Genomic DNA, 25,549 nt, shown 5'->3' on the forward strand with positions numbered 1-25,549 from the left:
TATTTTGATGGATGATAATTATGAGAAATATTTATAAGTACATTGATAAGAAGTATCTTTTTCCTATTTTTTTAGGGCGTATTGTGAATAGTGGTTTGGTGTTGGCGCAACCTCTGATTTTAACGAAGGCCTTGAAGTTAGATCAAGACGGCCTTTCTTATGGAAAAATTCTCAATTTTGTTTTATTTGGTTTGTCTGTCTATCTTGTTATTTATAGTCTGATGCTGTTTTCAAACTATTCGCACAATATATTCCGAAGAGAAATCAACAAAAGTGTCCGTGCCCTTTTATTTAAGAAAGTCATATTGAATCCTAAATTTTCCAATGATGAAAAAGTTAGTCTGCTAACTCAAGATATGGAATATGTGGGCGATAATTATTTGGAAAATATAAATGTTATGGTGAGTTGGGGATTTGTCGCCCTTGTTACAGCCATTTATATTGTTTCACAAAATTTTCTCTTAGGACTTATTTTTGTCATTTTTACGATTATGAGACCTATTCCTCAGTTCATCATGAATCGTCGTTTACAAGATTCGGGAGACAGCTGGTCCAAGCTTAGAACGAAATTACATGGGCTTGTCTCGGATAGTATGCAAGGCAGCCAAACCTTACGGATTAATCAGGCCATGAGGCTGAATGAAGAGCGCGTGAATGATTTAAACGGAGAATATCAAAAAGCCATCCAAAGATTTTGTTTCACACATAATATTATTTTTTTCTTTAATGGATTTATGGTCTTTTTTAGTCAGGTTGTTCCTCTTGCTTTAGGCTTTTATTTGAGTTTACAGGGAAATTCTATTTCTATTACAAGCCTCATCTCTATGTATGTTGCTGCGGGGATGCTGGTAGAACCGATCCAAACTCTGATGTACAGTGCAGCCAATCTCCAAGGTGCCTTGCCGACTGCGAACCGCCTGTTTAAGATTATCGAGGAAGAACCTGATTTCGAAGAGACAAAGGATCAATTTGTTGAAAATCTCGAATCGTTGCGCTTAAATCATATTTCAAAAAGTTTTGCTGAACGTCAGCTTTTTTCTGATTTGACGGCGACGATTTCAGTAGGTCAGAAGGTCTTAATCAAAGGACCGAGCGGGTCTGGAAAGACGACTCTTTTTCGCTTGATTTTAGGAGAAGAAGTATGTGATGAGGGTGACATTTTCGTTCAGTATGATGGAAATCAAATAACGAGTCATTTCCAAGGGAATATCGGTTTAATTAGCCAGCATCCCTTCCTGTTTAACGATACTATCCGCTATAATCTAACTTTTGGTCAGCCTTTTCAGGACCATGAATTATTGGAGGTATTGGACCGAGTTGGCTTAATAGATGAATTTCAGGATATTTTGAATGTAGAAATTCATAATAATGGTGAAAACATTTCAGGAGGTCAGCGTGTCAGATTAGAGTTGGCTCGTTTTCTCTTACGCGAGAAGGATATTTTATTAGCGGACGAAGTGACATCAGCTTTGGACGAAAAAAATAGTCGTCTGGTTAGAGACCTAATCTTTTCTTTGCCGATCACGGTACTAGAAATAGCCCATCATATTGATGAAGAAGAGCGCTATGACCAAATCCTTGAGTTACGTAAAGGATGAGCGATGCCACAATAGTTGGTTCTGCGACAAAGCGGATAGTAGTAAGCCAGCAATTTGTCAGATATTTTTGAGATTCTAAGTGGTGATATTTCCAAAATCATCAATACTCAGAGAACTTAAGCTTTATTTAAGATAGGCCAGCTATACTAGAAGCATAAACAAAGACCTCCTAACTTTGTTTAAACCTCCTAAACTTTTTCATAATAATCTCCCATAAGAGTCGCCCAATCGGCGGCTTTTTTTGTGAGTCGTAAGCTGCCTATGGTATAATGAACAAAGAAACTAAAAGGAAGAAGGAAGAGATGGACTACACGATAGAGGAAAAAGCGATGTTTATGAGGGAAGCCCTGAAGGAGGCGGAGATTGCCCTCGCCAATGATGAAATACCGATTGGCTGTGTCTTGGTCAAGGATGGTCAGATTATCGGGCGTGGACATAATGCGCGTGAGGAGCTGCAGCGGGCGGTCATGCATGCGGAAATCATGGCGATCGAGGAGGCCAATCAGCGTGAAAATAGCTGGCGCCTGCTGGATACGACGCTTTTTGTCACGATTGAGCCCTGTGTCATGTGTAGTGGTGCCATTGGTCTAGCTCGGATTCCCCAGGTGATTTACGGGGCGACCAATCAGAAGTTCGGTGGAGCAGGTAGTCTCTACGACATTTTGGCAGATGAACGCCTCAATCACCGAGTCGAAGTAGAAACAGGAATCTTGGAAGCAGAATGTGCAGCCATCATGCAGACCTTCTTCCGCCAAGGTCGGGAACGAAAAAAACAAGCCAAGCTCGCAGCCAAGGCCGAAACACAAGAATAAAAACCGGACCTTTGCAAATCGAACAAATTATGATATAATACCTATCGGAGCAACAGTTCTGCGTGAAGCGGGTCAGGGGAGGAATCCAGCAGCCCTAAGCGAAGTGAACTGTGTGCTCTTTTCTATTGCTCTTGATGAATCAAGTCCAACGGACGCAGATGAATCCTAGAGCAATGGATGCAGTTTTTCCCGTTAGGGAAAAAGCTGTAAACCGATAAAAGCTCTTAACGAATCAAGACTGAAAGTCGCAGATGAGCTTAGAGATATTGATCCTGAGGAGCGAAGCGACGTGAGGGCTATAGCGTAAATGAAATTAGCCTGCAAGTCGCAGATGAGTTTAGAGATATTGACCCTGAGGAGTGAAGCGACGTGAGGGCTATCACTCACCAGAGTCATGTAGAAATTACGTTTATATTCAAAGAATAAAAGAGAAAAAATAGAGTTTCGTGAGAAGCTTCTTTTTTTTTGATTTTCTAGCCAAAAATAGTGCAAATATGCAAACGATTGCTATTGCGTCGTTGCTTGATTTGTGAAAATAAAAAAATTAGCAAATGAAAACGTTTTATAGGATGGTTTCCCTTGATTAAATCCCTGTAAAGCGATATCATAGAGGGGAAGAAATATTGGAGGAATAACATGTCTCATATTAAATTTGACTACTCAAAAGTTTTGGGTAAATTTGTTGCCCCACACGAAGTGGAATATATGCAACCACAAGTGACTGCAGCTGATGAATTGATCCGTAAAGGAACAGGTGCTGGTAGTGACTTCCTAGGTTGGTTGGACCTTCCTGAAAATTATGACCGTGAAGAATTTGACCGCATCTTGAAAGCTGCTGAACAAATCAAATCAGACAGCGATGTTTTGGTCGTGATCGGTATCGGTGGATCATACCTTGGAGCGAAAGCTGCTATTGACTTCTTGAACCACCACTTTGCAAACTTGCAAACAAAAGAAGAACGCAAAGCGCCACAAATCCTTTATGCTGGAAACTCCATCTCATCTACTTACCTTGCTGACTTGGTAGAGTATGTTTCAGATAAAGATTTCTCAGTCAACGTGATTTCTAAATCAGGTACAACAACTGAACCAGCGATCGCTTTCCGTGTCTTCAAAGAACTCTTGGTGAAGAAATATGGTCAAGAAGAAGCCAGCAAACGGATCTACGCAACAACTGACCGTGCCAAAGGTGCTGTAAAAGTAGAAGCAGATGCCAATGGTTGGGAAACATTTGTAGTTCCAGATGATATCGGTGGACGCTTCTCAGTCTTGACACCAGTTGGATTGCTTCCAATTGCTGCATCAGGTGCTGATATCAAAGCCCTTATGGAAGGTGCGAATGCAGCCCGTAAAGAATACACTTCAGACAAACTTTCTGAAAACGAAGCTTACCAATACGCAGCTGTTCGTAACATCCTTTACCGTAAAGGATATGCAACTGAAATCTTGGTTAACTACGAACCATCTCTTCAATACTTCTCAGAATGGTGGAAACAATTGGCTGGTGAGTCAGAAGGAAAAGACCAAAAAGGTATTTACCCAACTTCAGCAAACTTCTCAACAGACTTGCACTCATTAGGTCAATTTATCCAAGAAGGAACTCGTATCATGTTTGAAACAGTTGTCCGTGTGGATAAACCACGTAAGAACGTGATCATCCCTACATTGGAAGAAGACCTTGATGGACTTGGTTACCTCCAAGGAAAAGACGTTGACTTCGTTAACAAAAAAGCAACTGACGGTGTTCTTCTTGCCCACACAGACGGTGACGTGCCAAACATGTACGTGACTCTTCCTGAGCAAGATGCCTTCACTCTTGGATACACTATCTACTTCTTCGAATTGGCCATCGCTCTTTCAGGTTATTTGAACGCGATTAACCCATTTGACCAACCTGGTGTTGAAGCTTACAAGAAAAACATGTTTGCCCTTCTTGGTAAACCAGGATTTGAAGAACTTGGAGCAGAACTCAACGCTCGTCTTTAATTGATGGATAAAACGATCTCGCAAGAGGTCGTTTTTTTACTTGCTAAACAAACTCATATTTTTGTCCCCTGGAATCAATTATAAAAACACGATCTAGTTATGTTTCTCGATCATATGGTAATCTGATTGCGATTGTCACCCTTCGAAAGAAATTTTAATAGAAGTTTCTAAAAGGTCCGATCTTTTTCAGTCTAAACAGACAGGAGTTGGTCCTTGCTTGGTTTTATGTTATAGTAGAAGAGAAGAATAAAAAGGAGAATTCGAAATGTCCGAGAAAGATCAAGAACAATTTATGAAACATACTCCCTTAGAGGGTGCGCCTCAATTTGATGTGGCTGCGCCAGCCTTTGTCCCAAAAGAAGAAGCCGAAGACTTGGTCGTTCCAGAAGCTAGTGGCCTTTCAGTGACGGAGTCGAAAGCAATGAAAGAAGAGGCAGACGAGCCAGCTGTTTCAGAAACAGTGGAGCCTCCAAAGGTGGATGAAGCAACTGTTGGAGAACATCCGGATGTAGTTGCTTCTCCCCAACCGACTCCTCCATTCCAACCTGCACCACAAGCTCCTCAAAATATGGCAGCTGAACCAGTTGGTCCGCAAACAGTGCCTGTTTCTGAGACACCTATTCCACAAGCTCCTCTTTCTCCTGTTGGAAGACCGATGGATACTGCAGACAAGAAGGCGATTCGTTTTGCCCTTGGGATTTTAGTTGGGATTCTTATCGGTGGAGTCAGTGGCTATTTGATTGGTCATGCTGGCCCTAGCACGTCATCATCTAGAAAGCAGACTTCTTGGTCAGGCAACCAGTCTGGTTCTTCATCCAATATTGATTTGGAGCAATTGACTTCTGAAGATGCGGAAGCCGATTTTAGCTGGGAACAATCTGATATTGAGCAACTTCAGTTTTTGACTGGAAAGGATGATGGGGAGACTCCTGAGGAAATGGTCGACGCTTATGGAAAGGCTAGTTCCGTTCAATTTGATAGTGGGGAATTGAAATTATTCTGGGATGATAACTCTTATAATAAAGAGGTTAAAGCGACCTACTCTAAGAGAGGAAAAGAATTACAGCTTGTCAAATTTGAATTTAATCAATTTGGGAAAAATCTTACGGTTGAGGACAACTTTGCAGATGGATTCAAAGTTGGAAATAGTGAGACCGGTGCTGGAGGAACCTCTTACAAAGAGCTTTTAGAAAAATACGGTGATGCGGTCAATCTTACGGTGAGTTCATCTGATGATTCAGACGAGATAGAGTTGGTCATGGACTTCCAAAAGAAAAACGGGGACTATGTAGATTTGACCTTTATTCGCCAAGAAAATGGAGATTTCCTCTTGAGTAGTAAAGACAGCTACTAAATCAATGAATAAAAGAAAGAGGCAAGCGCCTCTTTTTTGGGATAAGACGAGACAAATACGCTAATTTTCTATACAATAGAAAGAGTTTGAATAGAAAGAGCATGAAGGATGGAAGAAATGAAACAGTGGATAGAACATCATAAGCGGATCCTCCAAAAAGCTGCAAGTGCTTTGCTGGCTTTTATGGTTGGTGTTTGCTTGGTGTTTATGATTCATCCAGTGAAAACCTTGCCCAAAGATCGCTTGTTGAGTTTGTCTCGCATGCAAGAAGACAGCCAGCAATTTGTTGCGTCTTCTTCCAAAGAGCCGGCTTTAGAAGACTTGTTGTCATTGGACCTTGCAAGGGGAGAAGGAAAGACACAAAAAAATTGGGTGACTTTATCTGCATTCGTCAAAAAAATTGGAAAAGCAGCGAGTTTTACACAAGAAGATACGACTTTTGGAACGCAAGTCCAGCTAGGCTATGGGACTCCTGTGCAGGGGATTCATCCTTATACCATAGAATTTCAAAAGCAGGATGATACCTTTTATTTGAGCTCGATTCAAGGCTTTGCGCCCAAGTCGGCTCACTATCAGAGCAAAAAGAACTTAAAACTGGCAGATTTTACAGGCTATCAGACACTAGATGGAAAAAAGGAAAAGGGGACAGCAGTAGAAGATGTCTTGAAAAAATCAGGTCTTCCCAATTCTCTTAGTTTGACCTCTGAAAAGGACAAGCAAGTCCTAGCCCTGTCTTATCAGGTGACAGATGGACTGGTCTCTTTAACCTTTGAACGCGACCAGAGTGGTCAGTATCGTTTGACGAAGAAGGGGTGAAGCAGATGATCGAGTGGATGAAAAAGAATCGAAAAGAGCTCTTGCTGCCGTTTTTGTGTTTTGTTTTAGGATTGTTACTTGCGATTGCAAGCATCCAGGTGCAGGAGCAGGGAACCGATACCAAGGAGGACCAAACACTGACTCATTTCCAGCCAAAGGATTACAAGAATTTGGTCAGCAAGGAACAAGAAATCAAACAGTTTAAATGGACCATCGAAGCTGTGGCGAATTTAAAAGTTCGTCTCAAGCAGAGTCAGCAACCAGGAACCCGCTTGGAGACAGTTGTGGCTAAATGGGGAAAAGCTCAAAAAGTTCGCTACACTAAGACAGCTCAAGGGGATAAAACCGTTCTTGTCTTGACTTATGCGGCTAAGCAAACCGATCAGGGCAAGAAAAGTGTAACCTTGTGGTTTGAACAGGAAAAAGACCAGGGGTATCGCTTGACGATGGTGGATGCGACGAATTTGTTGGACGCAAAAGAGAAGACAAGCAGTGAGAAAGAAATCACTACTGAAAAAGAGAAAAAAGGGACAGAATTCGCCCAGCTCATTAAACAACTAGGAAATCCTCAACGCTTGGTCTGGGGGGAAATGCCAGATGGCGGAATGGGCTATCGCGCGACTTACCAGGTACCAGGAAGGCCAGAAGTGGTGATGGAATTCAAGAAAAAAGCCAAGAAATTGGTGTTGGTATAAGAAGGGAGACATCATTGGACGATCAACGGACAGACATCAAGGCAGCTTCCTCTCACCAGGGTGGGAGTCGCTTGATTTCAGAAGCCGATCTGGCTTCAATAGGCGGAAGCAGGCATTCAGAACCAAGACAACCTGTACTAGACTCCCAATCGGATAGGGCGAAAACCTACTCTCCTTCCTCTAATAGTGGAGGGTCTTCGCTGGCAGCCTTTTTTGGATTATTGGCCATGCTGGGATTATTTGCCTATCTGGCTTCAGGAGGTATTCATAGTTCTTCTACTACTAGTGAATATGGAAGCACTAGCTTGTCTTATGGAACTAGAAAGGAAACCTTGAGAGGTGGTACGAGTAGCTTGATTGCTCCGGAGAGGGAATTTCAGTTTCAAGTGACCTATGAGAAGGCCATTTCCCTGATTCCTGGTTTAAGTGAGGGAGATCAAGGACGTACCTCTTCAACTTCTCTGTCTCCACAGGATGTGGTAGCTGTACTGGGGAAGGCTAGCAGTGGAGAAGAAACCTACCAAGAAGGTGGTGTCAGTCCTTTTATGACCCAATTGGAATATCAGACTGAAGGCTCTCCTTCTTCCGTAACAGTTTTACTTTCAAAAATTGGTGTTGATCGTTTATCTTCTCTTGATTTTAAAAACTTAAACAGTGAGCGATTAGCCAATAAAAATGGTAGCTTAAGCAGAGAAGATTTTGCCAATATGAAAATAGGAACGAGCTATTCAGATCTTGTGAATACAGTAGGAATTCCTAGCAGTGTTTCTTGGTCGAGTATGCTGGGTTCAGAGTCCTTCTTAACCTTTTACTATAAGCTTTCTGATTCGCGCTCCGTCATTATTCACTTTGGAAGTAATCGGACTATTAGTGAAATCAAGGGTCTAGAAGATTCAGCGACATCAACTTCCACGTCGCCTTAGGTGTTCATCTCTTTGGGATTGTGGTATAATATGGATACCTTTAATTGAAATGAATGGAGAATCTCATGACAGCACAAAAAATGTCTGCTCAAGAAATTATCGCTTTTATTGGAAATGCAGAAAAGAAAACAAATGTGAAAGTAACCTTTGAAGGGGAATTGGCAATAGCTGTTCCAGCTTCTGTCACCAAGCTTGGCAATGTGTTGTTCGGTGACTGGAAAGATATCGAGCCCCTTCTTGCCAACTTAACAGAGAACAAGGATTATGTGGTCGAACAAGATGGCCGTAATTCAGCTGTTCCCTTGCTTGATAAGCGCTATCTAAATGCGCGTATCGAACCGGGTGCTATTATCCGTGACCAAGTGACCATCGAAGACAATGCTGTCGTGATGATGGGGGCTGTGATCAATATCGGTGCTGAAATCGGTGCAGGAACCATGATTGATATGGGGGCTATCCTTGGTGGTCGTGCTACTGTTGGTAAAAACAGCCACATCGGTGCAGGTGCCGTTCTTGCGGGTGTCATTGAGCCAGCTTCTGCTGAGCCTGTTCGGATCGGTGATAATGTCTTGGTCGGTGCCAATGCAGTTGTGATTGAAGGGGTTCAAGTAGGAAACGGATCCGTCGTTGCCGCTGGAGCTATCGTTACTCAAGATGTTCCTGAAAATGTGGTCGTAGCGGGTGTCCCAGCTCGCATCATCAAGGAAATCGATGAAAAAACACAACAAAAAACAGCACTCGAAGACGCTTTGCGTAATTTGTAACATATTGATAGTAGAGGCCGCAAGGCCTCTATTCTAATAGAAAGAAGACAACTATGACATTGGACTTAATCAAAATCAGACGGGATTTGCACCAAATCCCTGAAATTGGCTTGGAAGAATTTGAAACCCAAGCCTACCTCTTAGAGCGAATCGCAGAGATCACAGCGGGCAAGGACTTTGTTGAGCAACGGACTTGGCGGACCGGGATCCTGGTTTATCTCCATGGGGCTGCACCTGAAAAAACTATCGGCTGGCGGACAGATATCGATGGTTTACCGATTGTGGAACAAACGGGCCTTGATTTTGCTTCCAAGCACGAAGGACGGATGCATGCTTGTGGTCATGATATGCACATGACGACAGCTCTTGGGCTTTTGGATCAACTGGTTCAAGTGCAACCAAAAAATAACCTGCTCTTTCTCTTCCAACCAGCTGAAGAAAACGAAGCTGGTGGGATGCTCATGTATAAGGACAATGCTTTTGGCGACTGGCTTCCTGATGAATTTTATGGTCTGCATGTGCGCCCTGATTTGAAGGTGGGGGACATTGCGACCAATACGGGTACCCTTTTTGCAGGGACCTGTGAAGTCAAGATCACCTTTACAGGAAAGGGAGGGCATGCGGCCTTTCCACATGAGGCCAATGACGCTCTTGTAGCGGCCTCTTACTTCATTACCCAAGTCCAATCGGTCGTGAGTCGAAATGTCGATCCGATTGAAGGTGCTGTGGTGACCTTTGGTTCCATGCATGCAGGGACAACCAATAATGTGATCGCTGAGACAGCCTTCCTTCATGGGACCATTCGGACCTTGACCATGGAGATGAATCTTTTGACTCAAAAACGGGTCAAAGCCATTGCAGAAGGAGTTGCAGCAGCCTTTGATGTGAAATTGGACCTGGAACTCAAGCAAGGAGGCTACCTGCCTGTGGAAAACCAACCAGAATTGGCCAAAGAACTCATGGACTTTTTCACAGCTGAGGAAGACGTGAACCTGATTGATATTCTGCCTGCGATGACAGGAGAAGACTTCGGCTTTCTCTTGAGCAAGGTCCCCGGTGTCATGTTCTGGTTGGGGATTGATACCCCTTATGCCTTGCACCATCCAAAGATGAGCCCCAATGAGGCCGCCCTTCCCTTTGCTGTGGAAAACATTGGTAAATTTTTGAAAATGAAGGCTAACCAATAAAGGATTGATTCAACTCCGTCTGGAGTTGGATTTTTTCTTTGTTGTATAAAAACTGTTCGGATGTTTCATAAAAAATGATACAATTAAAGCTATACAAAAGGAGTAGGGAATGAAGAAAATACTACGAAATAAGACCATCGCAGCCATGAAAGAGTTGCCTCAATCAGTGAAAGCGGAGGCAGATAGCCAATTAACCCAGCGTTTCATCCAGCTTCCAGCCTTTCAGGAAGCCAAGACCCTAGCCACCTATCTGTCCATGGGGCATGAATTTTCCACAGCTAGCTTGATCCAAGCTGCTCTTCAACTTGGAAAACGCGTCTGTGTTCCCCGTACCTATCCACAAGGTCGGATGGAATTTGTGGAATACGATCCTGACATTTTGGAAAAAACGCGCTTTGGTTTGCTGGAGCCTAATGAAAGGGGGCAGGTTGTGGATAAGTCAGAGATTGATCTAATCCATGTCCCGGGCTTGGTCTTCCAGTCAAAAGGCTACCGAATTGGCTATGGTGGTGGCTATTATGATCGTTATTTAGCCGATTATACTGGGAAAACGGTGAGTACGATTTATTCCATCCAGCAGAAGGAGTTTCAACCAGATGTTTTTGATCAGGCAGTTCAGGAGGTGTTAGTCTATGAAGTTACTCTTTGATCGTCGTTATCCTGTGACCAGCCTCTTGTTGCTCGTGACAACGGCAGTCTTTCTTTCCATGTTTATCCGATTTGGAGGCGACTACCAAACGGGTGCTGCTATTTACTATAGCGGTGGTATTATTGGAGAGGTTGTGAAAGTCGATCCTAGCCAGTTATGGCGAATAGTGACAGCTACTTTTGTTCATATCGGCCTAGAACATTTTGTGCTCAATATGATCACCCTCTATTACTTGGGACGTTTGGCAGAAGATCTCTTTGGTTCCAAGGCTTTCTTAGCTCTTTATCTCTTATCAGGCATGATGGGCAATGTCTTTGTTGCTATTTTTACGCCGGATGTGATTGCAGCAGGAGCTTCTACAGCCCTCTTTGGACTGTTTGGGACCATTGGTGCTTTGCGCTTTATTGTCCAAAGCCCCTATATTCGTCACTTGAGTCAGTCCTATACCAGCTTGATTGTGGTCAATTTGATCTTTAGCTTCATGCCAGGAATCAGTATGGCGGGGCACATCGGTGGCTTAGTGGCTGGAGTCATGTTGGCTTATGTCTTTCCAGTAAGAGGAGAGGCGCGCTTTATGAACCGAACCTATCAGATGAGTGCAGCTTTATCTTATCTCCTGCTGTTCCTTTATTTCTTAGGTAAAATCTTGAATCTATTTTAAGAAGAGACTGGGACAAAAGTCCTAGCCTCTCAATTATTTTTGGATTGTCGAGCAAGACGCAGTGGTTGAGTGGGCTCTACTACGCTGATTTCATCAGCTTTTACAGCCCTACTCAACTGTGCGGAGGTGGGACGACGAAATCGAATTCTAACGAATTACCGATTTCTGTCCCACTCTCTTTTTTTCCTAAAAAATGTAGCAAAATCGTAAACTAACAGAAAATTGTTTGAAATGCAAAGGATTGTATATATTTATTATAATATATTTGTAGAGGCTAAATGAGCCTTCTATTGCTAGGTCCATAGAGAAGGTAATCATGGGTAAAAAAGTATAAAAATGCAAAATAGAAAGCGCTTGCAAAAGGGTTGAGAAAGGTGTAAACTGGAGATATAAAAACCAAAAATAGTGCTATTTTGTCAAAAGTAGTGCAAAAACAAAGGAGATTTGCCATGAAAAAATGGTTGTTAAAACTCTCATTGGTAGCGATGACACTTTTACTCCTACCAATTCAAGCTGTTCAAGCCTGTTGCGGTTTTATCATTGGTCGCCAATTGACCAAGGATGGGACCACTCTCTTTGGTCGGACAGAAGACTACCCTTACTATCCAAATGGTGGAAAGCACAACAAAAACTTTGTAGTTGTTGATGCGAAGAACTATAAGGAAGGGGATCAACTGGAAGACGAATCTAATGGTTTTACCTATCCACATGCTGCCAGTGAAATGAAATACACAGCGACTTATGACTCTGCTCGTGGAGATGGTAGTAACGGTGCTTTTGGTGAACATGGATTTAACGAAGCCGGCGTTTCTATGACCTCAACTGTTACAGCCATTCCAAACAAAAAAGTCTTGAAGACTGACCCATTGACAGAAAAGGGAATTCCAGAAGCTGCCATGCTTGATGTAATTTTACCTCGTGCAAAATCTGCTCGCGAAGGAATCGAATTACTTGCGAAAGTCATTGAAGAAAAAGGTTCAGCTGAGGGGAATACAGTTGTTATTGCGGACCAGAAAGAAACTTGGTACATGGAAATTCTTTCTGGACACCAATATGTAGCTGTTAAAGTTCCAGAAGATAAATATGCAGTTTTTGCCAATACCTACTACCTTGGCCATGTAAACTTGAATGACACTGAAAATGTTATTGCTTCAAAAGATGTTGAAAAAGTAGCTAAAGAATCAGGTAGTTACAAGACTGATAAAGATGGCAATTTCCATATCGCTAAATCTTATGGACCAGAAAAATATGCTGAAGGAGACCGTTCACGTACTTACGCAGGAATCACTCTTTTGGATCCAAAATCAAAAGTGACTTATGAAGATGATGAATACGAACTCTTCCGCTCACCAACAGATCCAAACAAGAAATTTACTTTGGAAGATGCCTTTGCTCTCCAACGCAACCGTTTTGAACATTTGAATGGTCGGTTTGTTCCAGACGATCAAATTGGTGTCAAGAAACAAGGGGATAATGGTAGCAACGATGCGGTTCGTAAAGACCAATACAAGTATGCTTTAGGAAACGAAAACGTCATCGATGCCCATGTTTACCAAATCAATCCAAACCTTCCAAAATCATTTGGTGGTACTTTATGGCTTGGTATGGGACCATCTCGGAACACTCCTTATGTTCCATTCTATGGTAATCTAAAAGATACTTACAAAGCCTTCAAACCTCAAACAGCAACTTATGATCCAAATTCATGGTATTGGACAGTATGGCACATTGACAACATGGCGATCAATAACCAAGATGTCTTTGGAAAATCAGTTCAAGATCACTGGAAAGCTCTTGAAAAACAATTGATTATTGAACAAGAAGCTAGTGATGCGAAATATAAAGCTTTGAAAGATAATCCGGAAGCTGCTAAAGCAGTAGAAGACGAAGTTACAGCAAATGCTCTTGCACTTTCTAAAAAACTATTTGAACACTTCAAATCTTATGAAGCAGATATGCATGCGCATTTGATTGAGTTAGGTCGTAAAGATGATCCATATCGTGCCTCTAAGCCGGATGATTACAAAGATCCAGAACCTGAAAAACCAGTTCAACCGGAGAAACCAGTAGAACCTGAAAAACCAGTTCAACCTGAGAAACCAGTAGAACCTGAAAAACCAGTTCAACCTGAGAAACCAGTTCAACCTGAAAAACCAGTTCAACCTGAAAAACCAGTACAGCCAGAAAAAACTCAGCCAATTCAAACCAAAGTCAATGAAGAAGGCAATCCAAATAACCGCTTCGGTTATGCAGCTACAAAAGATAAGGAATCTTATGTTTCTACTAAAGTTGAAACATTTGTGAAACCAGAAGCAAAAGCTCAAGATCCATCCGAAGCAGTTTCAGCTGGTAATGGTGGCAATGAGAACAATCGTTTTGGTTCATCTTTTGCGAAAGCAACTGTTGAAACTTTCCCAAATACCAATTATTCTTACAATGTTCATCCTTAAACAATAAGAATTAAAAAAGTGAATTGGACCAAGTCCAATGAAACGAAAGAGGCCGGATTTTTATCCAGCCTCTTTTTTATAAAAAAAGACTGACCATTGTAAGGCAGCAAAGCTCTTACATGATATGCCAGTCTCTTTTGTATTCTGTAGATTTGAAAATGATTAGTCTGCAGTTTGTTCAGTTGCTTCTAATTTTTTTCCAAGGTCAATAATATATTGTTTAAGATCATCTTTGACTTGAGGGTGTTTCAAGGCATAGTCGATCGAAGTTTTCATGAAGCCGAATTTATCACCTACATCGTAGCGTTGGCCTTTAAATTCACGGGCAAAGACTCGTTGGGTCTTATTGAGGGTGTCGATCGCATCCGTCAATTGAATTTCATTGCCAGCACCTGGTTCTTGATTTGCAAGAATATCAAAGATTTCAGGAGTCAAGAGGTAGCGCCCGATAATGGCAAGGTCACTTGGTGCCTCCTCTGGGTTTGGTTTTTCGACAAACGTTTCAACGCTATAAAGACCGTTAATACCTTCTCCTTGAGGTGCGATCACACCGTAAGAAGAAACCTCTTCGTGAGGGACTTCCATCACAGCGATGGTTGACGCATGGGTTTCATCGTAGTCATTCATCAATTGTTTGGTCAATGGCAAGGCATCATCATTAGTGATGTCCATGAGGTCATCTCCCAACATAACGACAAAAGGCTCGTTTCCAACAAAGGCCTTGGCTTGAAGAACAGCGTCCCCTAAACCTCGAGGGTGACTTTGGCGGATGAAATGAAGATTGATCGCTGTTGTATCATTGACCAACTTGAGTAAGTCAGTCTTGCCTTTTTGCTCGAGATTGTATTCCAATTCGAAGTTAGAATCGAAATGGTCTTCGATCGAACGTTTAGCCTTCCCTGTTACGACAAGGATTTCTTCAATCCCAGATTTCAGAGCCTCTTCTACGATGAATTGGATCGTAGGTTTGTCAACGATTGGCAACATTTCCTTTGCCAAAGCTTTTGTAGCTGGGAGGAAGCGTGTCCCCAAACCAGCCGCAGGAATGACTGCTTTTCTAACTTTAGTCATATAGTTTCCTTTCTAAAAGGTAGGATTGATGTTAGGGTGGTTGACTTATTTCCACTCGTTTTCTTCTTTAAATTCATTGCTCATCATGTGGTGGATAGCTTCGCGGATATCTTTTCCTTCGTAGATGACTTGGTAAATGGCCTGTGTAATCGGCATGTAGACATCCAATTCTTGTGCCAGTTCATGGGCGACTTTGGTCGTAGAGATCCCTTCAATGATCATGCCCATGTTGGCTTCGATGTCTTCCAATTTTTCACCACGTCCGAGAGCATCCCCAGCTCGCCAGTTGCGGGAATGAACAGAAGTACCGGTAACGATCAAGTCACCAACCCCAGACAAACCGCTATAAGTCAATGGGCTAGCTCCTAGCTTAACGCCAAGGCGCGTGATTTCAGCGAGACCGCGCGTGATGATAGCTGCTTTGGCATTGTCACCATAACCAAGACCGTGCAGGGCCCCAGCTCCGACAGCGATGATATTCTTCAAGGCTCCAGCAGTTTCCACTCCGATAACATCGGTATTGGTATACAGGCGGAAGTAGTGATTGCTAAAGAGTTCTTGAACATAACGTGCAACTTCTAAATCTTTTGAGGCAGCTGTAATGAGGGTGATGTCCCGTACGATGGTTTCTTCGGCGTGACTAGGTCCAGAAACGACCACCACCTCGCTGCGAAGAGAAGCAGGAATTTCTTCTTCAAGGATTTGAGAAATTCGATCGTGTGTACCAGGTTCTAGTCCCTTGGAAGCGTGCATGACTGTTACAGGGTGATCCAGTGTTTCAGCGACTTGTTTCGCCACCAAACGGGTCACCTTTGTAGGAACGACAAAGAGGATAGCGTCCACACCATCCAAAGCTGCTTTCAAATCAGTCGTAGCAGTGATGTCTTCGCTAATAACGATATCTTTGAAATAGCGTTGATTGGTATGAGCGGTATTGATTTCATCGATTTGTTCTTGGATATTTCCCCAGAGACGGACTTCATGGCCGTTATCATTGAGGACTTGTGAAAGGGCTGTTCCCCATGAACCAGGACCCAATACTGCAACGGTTTGTTTTTCCATTGTATCTTCCATTTCTATGTCTATTTTTCAACAAGGCTAGGAATCTAGCGCTTGCACCTTCGAAACGGCCTAATGTGTGCCTTGAAGGACGATTCTATTTTCCTCTCTATTTTAACATAATATAGGTAAAAAAACTTGTATGATCATCAATTGTTTTGTGAGGAAGATGAGGGTGATAAATAAAATCTATCACGGTTTTAAAAAATACATATTAGACACTATCACTAATGGGTGGTAAGATAAGTAGTAGTTAAAATGAAGGAGGAATGAATATGTGCAGAACAATTGTTGGAGTATCCGCTAATCTCTGTCCGGTGGACCCGGAAGGGAAAAACCTTCATTCCTCCGTGTCTAGTCAGTTTGCGGAAGGGATCCGTCAAGCAGGTGGACTTCCAATGGTCATCCCGATGGGAGACCCTTCCTTGGTTAAGGACTATGTTGAAACGATTGACAAGTTGATCCTAAGTGGAGGTCAAAATGTCGATCCTAGTCTCTATGGCGAAGAAAAAACCATCGAAAGCGATGATTACAATATCGAACGCGATCAATTTGAGCTTGCCCTACTGAAGGAAGCAGTTCGCCAAAACAAACCGGTTCTAGGAATCTGCCGCGGGGTTCAGTTGATCAATGTAGCTTTTGGAGGAACACTCAATCAAGAGATTGAAGGGCATTGGCAAGGTCTTCCATTTGGGACTTCCCATTCTATCGAGACTAAAAAAGGTAGTGTGGTGGAGCAACTCTTTGGTCAGGCCAGTCGGATCAATTCCGTTCACCGTCAAAGTATCAAGGATCTTGCACCAAATTTCCGTGCGACCGCCTTTGATCCGCGCGATCACACCATCGAAGCGATTGAAGCAGTAGACGGCCATCGGATTATGGGCTTGCAATGGCATCCAGAATATTTGGTCAATGAAGAAAAAGGGAATTTAGAACTCTTCCGTTATTTATTACAGGAATTATAAGAAAAAGAGAGGTTGAATTGGTATCAGCCTCTCTTTTGGTATGGTTATTACTATCTAGAAATAGTAAGGGTTTTGTGCTAGAATAGGAACTACAATTGGGAGGTATTGATAGAAATGAAACTTGCTAAGACAATGAACCTTGCTAAGACAATGAACCTTAACTATTTATGGTTGCTTCTAGGTTCTTATTTTGTGGCCATGATGGTCAATCTATTGAGTTTTTCAACAAAGGAATTATTTCTAGAACTTGGTAAAGTAGGATGGACCCATACGGTCCTTGCTTTGTTCATTAGTTATCCTATTCTTTGGTTTTTGACGGAGAGCAAGAAGTATATCTGCATACAAAAATTGAATCTTTGGTTCGCGGCAGGTATCCTATTTATTTCTATTTTGAAAAGTCCGAGTCTCTTTATGTCATTGGGCCTAGTGTTGCTCTCACTGGTCTTGTTTCTATATTTTTATTTAGGAAAAGAAAAAATCGCTTATATCTTCTTAGCGGTAGATGTCTTGTCTTTTCCGAAATTGTTGCTACAAACCAGTGCCAATCTTCAAGATAAGGAACTGGGAATCTTTACGTTTACGATTTCTGAATCGAAGTTGCCTACGTTGATTTGGCCAGTATTAGTAGCCGTTATCGTTGCCGTCCTGATCGGTTTTCTTCTCTCCAAGATTTCTTTGGCTAAAGTTAATGAAACCTGGGTTCGAAGACTCACAGTGGTGACAATTATAGGTGGTATTTTCTATGTGCTCTATCTATCGATTGTTGCCTATTATAAGATTAAAGCCAATGCGGTCTCTTCTTTTGATATTGGAATCTTTTCACAGATGTTTGAGAGAATGAGACATGATTTTTCGCAAGTTACCACCCTCGAAAGAGATAGGGCATTATCACATTTTGGAGTCCATATTTCTCCTATTTATTATTTGATCTTGCCCTTTTATATGCTATTTCCTTATGTGGAAACATTAGATATCGCTCAAACAGTGATTGTATTTTCTGCAGTTATCCCGCTTTGTTTGATTCTAAAGAAAATACAATTGCCAAAAGTCATGACGCCACTCGTGCTTGCCCTCTTTTTTGTGACTCCTGTCATGACAACGAGTGGTGGATTCCATTTGCATGAAAATTGTTTTTTGCCTCCATTGATACTTTGGTTGTTCTACAGCCTGATTTCTCAGTGGCGTGGAAGAACTATCTTGTTCACCTTGTTGCTCCTTTTTGTGAAAGAGGATGCCTTTGTCTACGTGCTGTCCTTAGGACTTTATTTTGCGTTTCAACGTCGTTTTACATTCGAGGCCAAGTTTAAAAAGTGGTTGTATCTCAGCTTGTTTGCCTTGCCAATACTTTATTTTGCACTTGCCATGTTCCTCTTAGCAAGATATGGCGAGGGAGCTATGGTTTCTCGATACAATAATCTATTATTAAGTGGCGAAAACGGCCTCCTGATGGTTGTGAAAAATGTAGTCCTAAATCCGCTTTATGTTTTGGGAAGTCTATTTACAGCGAAACGACTTGGTTACCTCTTTTTGGTCCTATTTCCTTTTAGCTTTTTACCACTGATTCAGCGACGTTGGTCTACCTATTTTCTGATGTTGCCCCTTTTTCTCATTAATTTATTGATGGATTGGCCTTACCAATATGATATTGGTTTTCAGTATAGCTATGGTTCGGTCACGCTTCTGTTTTTGATGGCTTTATTGTCTATCGATCAATTAAGCAAGAATCAGTTGGCATCAGATAATGTATTGGTGGCTCTACTAGCTTCTTCCATCATTTTTTCAAGCGCCATTCTATATAGTTTCACGCATAATTGGAATTTTGAAATCCAATACTATCAAACACGCAAAGACTATTTTGATGGGCTCGAAAAGACCTTGCAGGCTATCCCTAAAGATAAAGCGGTCTTAGCAGCAGGTGGCTATACGCCGAGTCTTCGAAGCCATGAAAAATTGTATGATATTTTCTACCATAATGACAAAAAGCTTGATTCTAAGATTGACATAGTGGTAGTTCCAAGGGAAATGCAAGAGGAAAAAAATGGCTATTCTGAAACAGCCACTCTAAACCTCTATAAGGAATCAGGGTATAAAGAAAGTAACTTATCTACTAAAGATGTGCTGATTCTGGAAAAATAACTGTTTGAAAGAGGGAGGGTTATTTAGAATAAATTCACAAGCCAAATAGCCCTTAAATCTACAAAAGATGGATTTTTTGTTCAATAACCTTGACTTCTTCACTATGTTTTGCTATATTATATGCGTTGATTTATAAAAAATCAGGCTGAAAAGGGAGAAAAAATGAAAAAGGTAGCGATTTATCTATCAATAGTGTTTTCGTTATTATTTGTATCTTTTACGCTTTTAACGAAAAGTGTCAGTGCAGAAACGTCTAAAAAAGTAGACGTGATTAATTCTATCAATTTGAGCAATGACTCTGGGGGAGAATTGACAGGGTCGCTTGGATTGTATGATCGGTTTCGTGTGAATGCAACATTCGCATTGGAAGGAAAAAATGTCAAAGAGGGAGACACTTCTGAATTAGTATTAGAAAATCCCTTGATCATTGATTCTACTAATTTTGAAATTAAGGATAAGAAAACTGGAAAAGTTATCGCTAACGCAGTAGTGGATAAGGATACCGGTAAGATTGTTCTGACATTTACAAAATTTGTGGAAACAAAAAATGATGTGTCAGGTTCTTTCTTCTTCTACTCAATGATAGACCGACAAAAACATCCACAGGGTGGCGATGTTCCGGCTACTGTGAAGGTGAATAATAAAACCAAATTCACCGGTAAGGTAAAAGCCGGCGAAGTGGGCCAAGGCGGAAAATATATCGTCGCAAAATCAGGATGGGATGTCAACAAGGAACACAAGCAAATTGGTTTTAGAATCTCTGTTAACCGAACAGGGGAAGCTATTCCGAATGCAGTGATTACCGATACCTTGAAATCTACAGGAGTCTCTTATACAGAAGGTAGCTTTAAAATTTATAAAGGGACCTTTAAATACGACAACGGCTGGAAGCTCGAGAACAAAACGGATGTCACCAATGATTACGCCATTAACGTTTCAGGAAATTCGTTTTCTGTCAACCTTGGTAGCTTGTCAAAAGATGATCACTTTGTGATTGAATATACAGCAGACTTGAGCTACATGCCTGTAGATGGTGAAAAAATCGAAAATAATGTGACTATTTCTGGAAATGGTTCTGAAATTAACCATGCATCTAGTGCTGTCAAAATCCAAATTGCAGGTGGAACCGGAGTAGCTTACGACTTTGGAATCAAGATCCATAAAGTAGACGAAAATAATAAGTCTCTTAAAGGAGCTAAGTTCCAAGTCATTCGTGTAGCCAACAATCAACTGATTGGAGAGTTTGAAACAAATAAAGATGGTGAGATTGTTGTCAAAAACCTTTTGAGAGACCAATATATCATCAAAGAAATTTCAGCTCCGGAAGGTTATGACTTGGCAGCGGATACTGTTGTTGAAGCTAGTGAATTTCAGTCAAAAGATAAACCAGTCGACAAAACCATTGTAGACCAAAAGACAACCACTACAACAACGACCACTACAACCACTACAACTACAACGACTACTGCAGAACCAACGACCACTACAACAACTACTGCAGAACCAACCACCACAACAACGACTACTGCAGAGCCAACCACCACAACAACGACTACTGCAGAGCCAACGACCACAACAACGACTACTGCAGAGTCAACAACAACGACAACGACGACTACTGCAGAGCCAACAACGACAACGACGACTACTGCAGAGCCAACAACGACAACGACGACAACTGCAGAGCCAACGACAACTACAACGACAACTGCAGAGCCAACGACAACTACAACAACAACTGCAGAGCCAACAACCACTACAACGACTACTGCAGAGCCAACGACAACCACAACGACTACTGCAGAGCCGACGACTACTACAACCACGACAACAGAAGAGCCGACGACTACTACAACTACGACAACAGAAGAGCCGACGACTACTACAACCACGACAACAGAAGAGCCGACGACTACTTCAACTACAACAACAGAAGAGCCGGCGACTACTACAACCACAACAACAGGAGAGTCAACGACAACGACGACTACTGTAGAGCCAACAACAACTACAACCACAACAACAGAAGAGCCGACAACAACCACCACGACAACACCAGAGAAACCGGTGACTCCAGGAAGTGAAGAATCAACCACGACGACCACAACTGGAAAACCAGGACCAAAAGGTGGAAACAATGGAGGAGGGCGTAAAGCGCTTCTTCCTAATACAGGTGAAGTTGCAGCAACTGGATTTGTATTCTCAGGAGCCTTTGTGTTAGCAGGTGCAGTCGTATTGAAACGAAAATTGTCTATTAAATAAACAATGAGTTTCTATATAAGGGGAGAGCATGAGCTCTCTCTTTTTTGGGAATGTATTATGGAGAAAAGGGATGAAATTATCAATCTTAATAACCCTCTTGAATGAGGAGCTGGTACTTCCTCAAACCCATCGTGAAATTTCTAATCAGCTTGAGAAAATGCTAGGGAAAGAGCTCTCTGATTATGAAATTCTCTACATCGATGATGGAAGTAGTGACAAGACCTTTGAGTTAATTGAAGAATTTGCAAGAGAAAACGACCGCATCAAATATATCCGTTTCAGTCGAAATTTTGGACGAGAGAGTGGTATCTTGGCTGGTTTTAAATATGCCAGTGGGGATGCGGTGATGGTCATGGACGGGGATCTCCAGCATCCACCATACTTGATTCCCTTATTCTTAGAAGCTTATAATGAGGGCTATGATATTGTTAGTGGCCAACGAACTCGTGAAGGAGAATCTTTTGTAGGAAGTTCCTTTGCACGTTTGTTTTACTTCTTGTCAAATCGCTCTATGGATGTGCACCTAACAGACGGGAAATCTGAATTAAGACTGCTTAGCCGAAAAGCGATGGAAGCCTTTGTGTCAATGCCAGAGTACAATCGCTTTAATAAAGGTTTGTATGAATGGATTGGTTTTAAAGAGAAAGTAATTCCTTATAAGAATGAAACCCGTAAGGCTGGAAAGAGCAAGTTTGGTTTTAAGAAATCTTTGAATTATGCAATTCAAGGAATTATTTCTTTTAATGATCGTCCTCTCCGTGTTTGTATTCAATTCGGTTTCATCTGTTTAGGGCTGGCTCTTTTATATCTAGTGTTTGAGTTGATGAAATATATCTTCGCTGCTGGGAATTATGTGAGTGGTTATTTCACAACGATTGCGGCTATTATATTATTTAGTGGAGTTCAACTCATCTTCATCGGAATTCTTGGAGAGTATATTGGCAAGATCTATTACGAAGTGAAGCGTCGTCCTCATTTCATCATTGAAGAGACCAATATCGAACAAGCGAAGAAAAATCATATCGGCTAAAGAAGATAGGAGAAAACATGTTAATCTGGTTCATGCGTTGGCAAGAGTTTTGGAAAAAACATCCAAAGAAAATTCTCTATGCTGCAAGTGCCCTGCTCCCAATGACCATCATGCTCATTGTGTGGGCTTTTATAGGGATGTATCCTTTTGGAAGCAAGAGTCTGATGGCTGTTGACTTTGGACAGCAATATATCAGTTTCTTTGGCTTGCTAAAAAATGCCATCTTGACGGGGGATCTATCTAGTTTGAGTTATTCTTTCACCAAGTCTCTTGGTGGAGATATGATCGGTGTGCTCGGCTACTATTTAATGAGTCCCTTCAACATCATCTACATTCTAGCTCCCCTCAAATATTTTGGGGCAGCAGTATTTTTAACCATTTGGCTCCGCTACGGGGCAATCGGTCTATCCTTTGCTTTCCTTTTAATCAAGCGCTACAAAGGGTTAGAATCTAGAAAATGGTTGGTTCCATTATTCTCGACGGCCTATGCCTTGTCAGGGATGTTGGTTTCTTATCAGATGAACGTCATCTTCTATGATGCCATGATCATGCTACCAATTGTGATTGTGTATTTGGAAGAATTATTAGATGGGAAATCTCCTTATCGCTATGCTTTTGCTCTGGGATTGACGGTCTTGCTTCAGTTTTACATGGGCTATATGATCTCCATTTTCATCGCTCTGTATGCCTGCTACTATGTATCGCCAAGATTGCTGATTGAGGGGGATCTGAAGACAAAGATTAAAAACTTTAGTATCCCTTTGTTGCAAGCAGTGATCTATTCGATTATTGGGATTGCGACAGCTTCAGTCTTGCTCTTGCCTGTATTTTTCAACCTGATTGAAAGTAAGGGGCAAGTTGGCGGAGGCATGACCTTCTCATTTGCCTTCCAAATTAACCCCTTAGATATTCTTTCTAAGTTGGTTGTTGGTGGCTTTGATACGACATCAGGCTGGTCAGCGGGTCCCAACCTTCCAAATATTTATATTGGAGCGCTCGGTTTTCTTGGCTTTATCTTTTATTTCCTATCGCAAAAAGTTGGAAAAGCCAAAAAATGGGCTGCAGGGATTGTTACCCTTATTTTCCTGATTTCCTTTGTCAATGAATTTGTCAGTAAGATATGGCATATGGGACAAAACCCAGCCGGTTTCTTCTTCCGTTTTTCTTGGCTGTTTTCATTCTTTATGCTTGTCCTTGCTTATCAAGCGATGAAGCAGAAGATCGTTATTTCCAAACGAACCAACTGCATCATCGGCTTGGGCTTGCTCTTGTCGGTAGTTTATCTCTATTTCCATCAGTATAGTTTTATCTCAAAGACTCAACCGCAAGCGATCAGCCGTTTCCTCTCCAAGTTCTCTATTCTAAGCGTTCTGGGAATAGCGGCGGTGACCTGCTTCATCTTCTATGCGTATTGGGAAAAATCTCAGAAGAGTCAATTGGAAAAAATGATCCGAATGGCTCTAGCGGCGGTCATCTTAGTGTTGGCTGCAGTCTTGTTAAAGACAGGCTATCTCTTGTCGCAAGTGGGGATTACAGCGATGCTCTACTTGAGCATTCTCTTTATCCTAAACTTTAAGATCTCACGTTTATCCATGATTGTCGTATCAGTACTGACAATCTTTGAGTTTGGCTATAATGCCTATTTGTCCCAAGTAACATTTGGGTATGATGATGTGCACAAGTTTGCAGATGCGACCGTTTCGGTCAAGCGCGTGACAGACAATATCCAAGAAAATGCAGATCAAAAATTCTATCGGATTGCCACGGATTTTGCCTATTCCAGAACAGTTCCTTCCTTGGTGTCCTATCCGGGTCTAAGTACCTTTAGTTCAAGTTTGGAACGTAGCACCATGGATCACTTTGCTTTCATGGGAGATCTTGGAGTCAACGCGGCGACCCAATATTCAAATGGGACACCTTTGACAGATGCTTTATATGGTGTTCGTTACTTTATGAGTGCCAAGGATTTTGATCCCAAAGAGATTGAAGCCAATCCGGATAAGATGTACTTTTATCGATTTACAGACCGCTTTGATCTGCATCGCTATTTCACAGACAAGGTCTATGAGGACAAGCGTTATGTCGTCTATAAGAATCCAAATTCCTTCCCACTTGCATACGGGACTAACAGTCTGGTAAGGAATATTCAATTTGGTGCCAATAATGCCTTTGCTAACCAGAATATCATTTTGAACTCCATGGAGGGGCATCAAAAGGCCAATAATGATACCGTTGAGTACTTTAAACCCTTGGCGTTCAGCTCGATCGAGACCGAAAATGTGATTGAAGAAAAGGTCAATAAGGAAACGGGAGAAGCCATCTATAAGAGAGCGGATTCGTCAAAAGATGCCATTATTCGTTATAAGGTCACTCCACGTACCAATTACACTTATTATTTCTTTACTCCTGTATCTTTGATCCAAAACCAAGATTACTCGGTCTTACTCAATAATAAATGGTTGCTCAATGCTAAAATTTTCACGCAAAGACAAATTTGGCAGTTGACAGATCAAACTGAAAACCAAGAAACTGTTATTGAATTTAGATTTAGAACAGATCACATCGATATGAGCAATGCAGGTGTTTATCGCGCTGACGTTGATCAAATTCAACAGGTATTAGAAAACAGGAAGAAACAAGGTTTACATGTAACCAAGTTTTCAAATACCCATATTGTTGGTGATGTGTCTATCACAGATGATAGTAACTATATGATGACTTCCATTCCATACAGCGATGGCTGGAAAGTGAAGGTGGATGGGAAGTTTGTCAAAACTGAAAAAGCATGGAATGCATTCTTATCGTTCCCAATCTCAAAGGGAAATCATAAGGTTGAATTCGTCTTTAGACAAAAAGGAGTGATCCTGGGTGCCTTGCTATCTATTGTTTCCGTTGCTTACCTCGTTATTCAAATGAGAAGAAGTAGAAGTGATGAAGAACAATAGGATTTAAGAGAATCAAAAATAGTTATCAACACAAAAAGAGAGTGGGACAGAAATCGGTAATTCGTTAGAATTCGATTTCGTCGTCCCACCTCCGCACAGTTGAGTAGGGCTGTAAAGCTGATGAAATCAGCGTAGTAGAGCCCACTCAACTACTGCGTCTTGCTCGACAATCGAAAAACAATTAAG

The 25,549-nt window shown here is 41.7% G+C and carries 19 protein-coding genes and 1 other RNA gene; 18 read left to right on the forward strand and 2 right to left on the reverse strand.

The annotated features are described in order from the left end of the window. Nucleotides 1-20 precede the first annotated feature (20 nt). The 13 genes from ABVF55_RS02045 (at nucleotide 21) to ABVF55_RS02105 (ending at nucleotide 13,895) form a co-directional block, all read left to right on the forward strand. Entirely contained in the window at nucleotides 21-1,598 is a 1,578-nt protein-coding gene (locus ABVF55_RS02045) for an ATP-binding cassette domain-containing protein (RefSeq protein WP_003016812.1), read from the forward strand. 302 nt (nucleotides 1,599-1,900) lie between these two features. Further along, entirely contained in the window at nucleotides 1,901-2,410 is a 510-nt protein-coding gene (gene tadA / locus ABVF55_RS02050; protein WP_003016809.1) for a tRNA adenosine(34) deaminase TadA, read from the forward strand. 38 nt (nucleotides 2,411-2,448) lie between these two features. Continuing rightward, nucleotides 2,449-2,544: signal recognition particle sRNA small type (ffs, locus tag ABVF55_RS02055), an RNA gene on the forward strand. 502 nt (nucleotides 2,545-3,046) lie between these two features. Beyond that, nucleotides 3,047-4,396: a glucose-6-phosphate isomerase gene (locus ABVF55_RS02060; RefSeq protein ID WP_445285436.1), complete on the forward strand. Its 1,350-nt coding sequence runs from the start codon at nucleotides 3,047-3,049 to the stop codon at nucleotides 4,394-4,396. A gap of 265 nt (nucleotides 4,397-4,661) precedes the next feature. Further along, nucleotides 4,662-5,750: a hypothetical protein gene (locus tag ABVF55_RS02065; protein WP_445285437.1), complete on the forward strand. Its 1,089-nt coding sequence runs from the start codon at nucleotides 4,662-4,664 to the stop codon at nucleotides 5,748-5,750. 108 nt (nucleotides 5,751-5,858) lie between these two features. After that, the gene (locus ABVF55_RS02070) at nucleotides 5,859-6,566 is read left to right on the forward strand and encodes a hypothetical protein (protein ID WP_445285438.1); all 708 of its coding nucleotides are present in this window, start codon (nucleotides 5,859-5,861) and stop codon (nucleotides 6,564-6,566) included. Nucleotides 6,567-6,571: 5 nt separating this feature from the next. Further along, on the forward strand, nucleotides 6,572-7,261 hold the full coding sequence (locus tag ABVF55_RS02075; protein ID WP_049523269.1) for a hypothetical protein: 690 nt from the start codon (nucleotides 6,572-6,574) through the stop codon (nucleotides 7,259-7,261). Nucleotides 7,262-7,275: 14 nt separating this feature from the next. Next, complete coding sequence (locus ABVF55_RS02080) at nucleotides 7,276-8,184, forward strand: hypothetical protein (RefSeq protein ID WP_445285439.1); 909 nt, start codon at nucleotides 7,276-7,278, stop codon at nucleotides 8,182-8,184. A 65-nt stretch (nucleotides 8,185-8,249) separates the two neighbouring features. Then, nucleotides 8,250-8,948 carry a 2,3,4,5-tetrahydropyridine-2,6-dicarboxylate N-acetyltransferase gene (dapD, locus tag ABVF55_RS02085; RefSeq protein ID WP_049483070.1) on the forward strand — a complete coding sequence of 233 codons (699 nt, stop codon included), beginning with the start codon at nucleotides 8,250-8,252 and terminating at the stop codon, nucleotides 8,946-8,948. A gap of 53 nt (nucleotides 8,949-9,001) precedes the next feature. Next, nucleotides 9,002-10,135, forward strand: coding sequence for an N-acetyldiaminopimelate deacetylase (locus ABVF55_RS02090; protein ID WP_049523271.1), 1,134 nt, complete (start codon nucleotides 9,002-9,004; stop codon nucleotides 10,133-10,135). A 109-nt stretch (nucleotides 10,136-10,244) separates the two neighbouring features. Continuing rightward, on the forward strand, nucleotides 10,245-10,784 hold the full coding sequence (locus ABVF55_RS02095) for a 5-formyltetrahydrofolate cyclo-ligase (RefSeq protein ID WP_049523273.1): 540 nt from the start codon (nucleotides 10,245-10,247) through the stop codon (nucleotides 10,782-10,784). Then, a complete protein-coding gene (locus tag ABVF55_RS02100) occupies nucleotides 10,768-11,445 on the forward strand; it encodes a rhomboid family intramembrane serine protease (protein WP_049523275.1) in 678 nt (225 codons plus the stop codon). Before ABVF55_RS02095 ends, ABVF55_RS02100 begins: the two co-directional genes overlap by 17 nt. A gap of 449 nt (nucleotides 11,446-11,894) precedes the next feature. Continuing rightward, on the forward strand, nucleotides 11,895-13,895 hold the full coding sequence (locus ABVF55_RS02105; RefSeq protein WP_118227776.1) for a C69 family dipeptidase: 2,001 nt from the start codon (nucleotides 11,895-11,897) through the stop codon (nucleotides 13,893-13,895). 162 nt (nucleotides 13,896-14,057) lie between these two features. On the opposite strand, the gene galU is transcribed toward ABVF55_RS02105, so the two are convergent. Together galU and ABVF55_RS02115 are read right to left on the reverse strand one after the other, a co-directional pair. Further along, nucleotides 14,058-14,966 (reverse strand): UTP--glucose-1-phosphate uridylyltransferase GalU, encoded by a 909-nt coding sequence (gene galU, locus ABVF55_RS02110; RefSeq protein ID WP_445285440.1) that lies wholly within the window; start codon nucleotides 14,964-14,966, stop codon nucleotides 14,058-14,060. A 45-nt stretch (nucleotides 14,967-15,011) separates the two neighbouring features. Next, nucleotides 15,012-16,028 (reverse strand): NAD(P)H-dependent glycerol-3-phosphate dehydrogenase, encoded by a 1,017-nt coding sequence (locus tag ABVF55_RS02115; protein WP_201037625.1) that lies wholly within the window; start codon nucleotides 16,026-16,028, stop codon nucleotides 15,012-15,014. A gap of 272 nt (nucleotides 16,029-16,300) precedes the next feature. Here ABVF55_RS02115 and ABVF55_RS02120 point away from each other — a divergent pair, with 272 nt between their 5' ends. From ABVF55_RS02120 to pgfM1, 5 genes are all read left to right on the forward strand, one after another. Further along, nucleotides 16,301-16,990 carry a gamma-glutamyl-gamma-aminobutyrate hydrolase family protein gene (locus tag ABVF55_RS02120; RefSeq protein WP_003002057.1) on the forward strand — a complete coding sequence of 230 codons (690 nt, stop codon included), beginning with the start codon at nucleotides 16,301-16,303 and terminating at the stop codon, nucleotides 16,988-16,990. 114 nt (nucleotides 16,991-17,104) lie between these two features. Next, a complete protein-coding gene (locus ABVF55_RS02125) occupies nucleotides 17,105-19,126 on the forward strand; it encodes a DUF2079 domain-containing protein (protein ID WP_259325286.1) in 2,022 nt (673 codons plus the stop codon). Between the two features lie 162 nt (nucleotides 19,127-19,288). Continuing rightward, nucleotides 19,289-21,388: an Ig-like domain-containing protein gene (locus ABVF55_RS02130; RefSeq protein ID WP_445285441.1), complete on the forward strand. Its 2,100-nt coding sequence runs from the start codon at nucleotides 19,289-19,291 to the stop codon at nucleotides 21,386-21,388. Between the two features lie 70 nt (nucleotides 21,389-21,458). Beyond that, the gene (gene pgfS / locus ABVF55_RS02135; RefSeq protein WP_155200159.1) at nucleotides 21,459-22,418 is read left to right on the forward strand and encodes a glycosyltransferase PgfS; all 960 of its coding nucleotides are present in this window, start codon (nucleotides 21,459-21,461) and stop codon (nucleotides 22,416-22,418) included. A gap of 17 nt (nucleotides 22,419-22,435) precedes the next feature. After that, nucleotides 22,436-25,363, forward strand: a complete 2,928-nt coding sequence (pgfM1, locus tag ABVF55_RS02140) for a glycosyltransferase PgfM1 (protein WP_445285442.1) — start codon at nucleotides 22,436-22,438, stop codon at nucleotides 25,361-25,363. Nucleotides 25,364-25,549 lie beyond the last annotated feature (186 nt).

This window comes from Streptococcus sp. KHUD_012, from assembly GCF_052588255.1.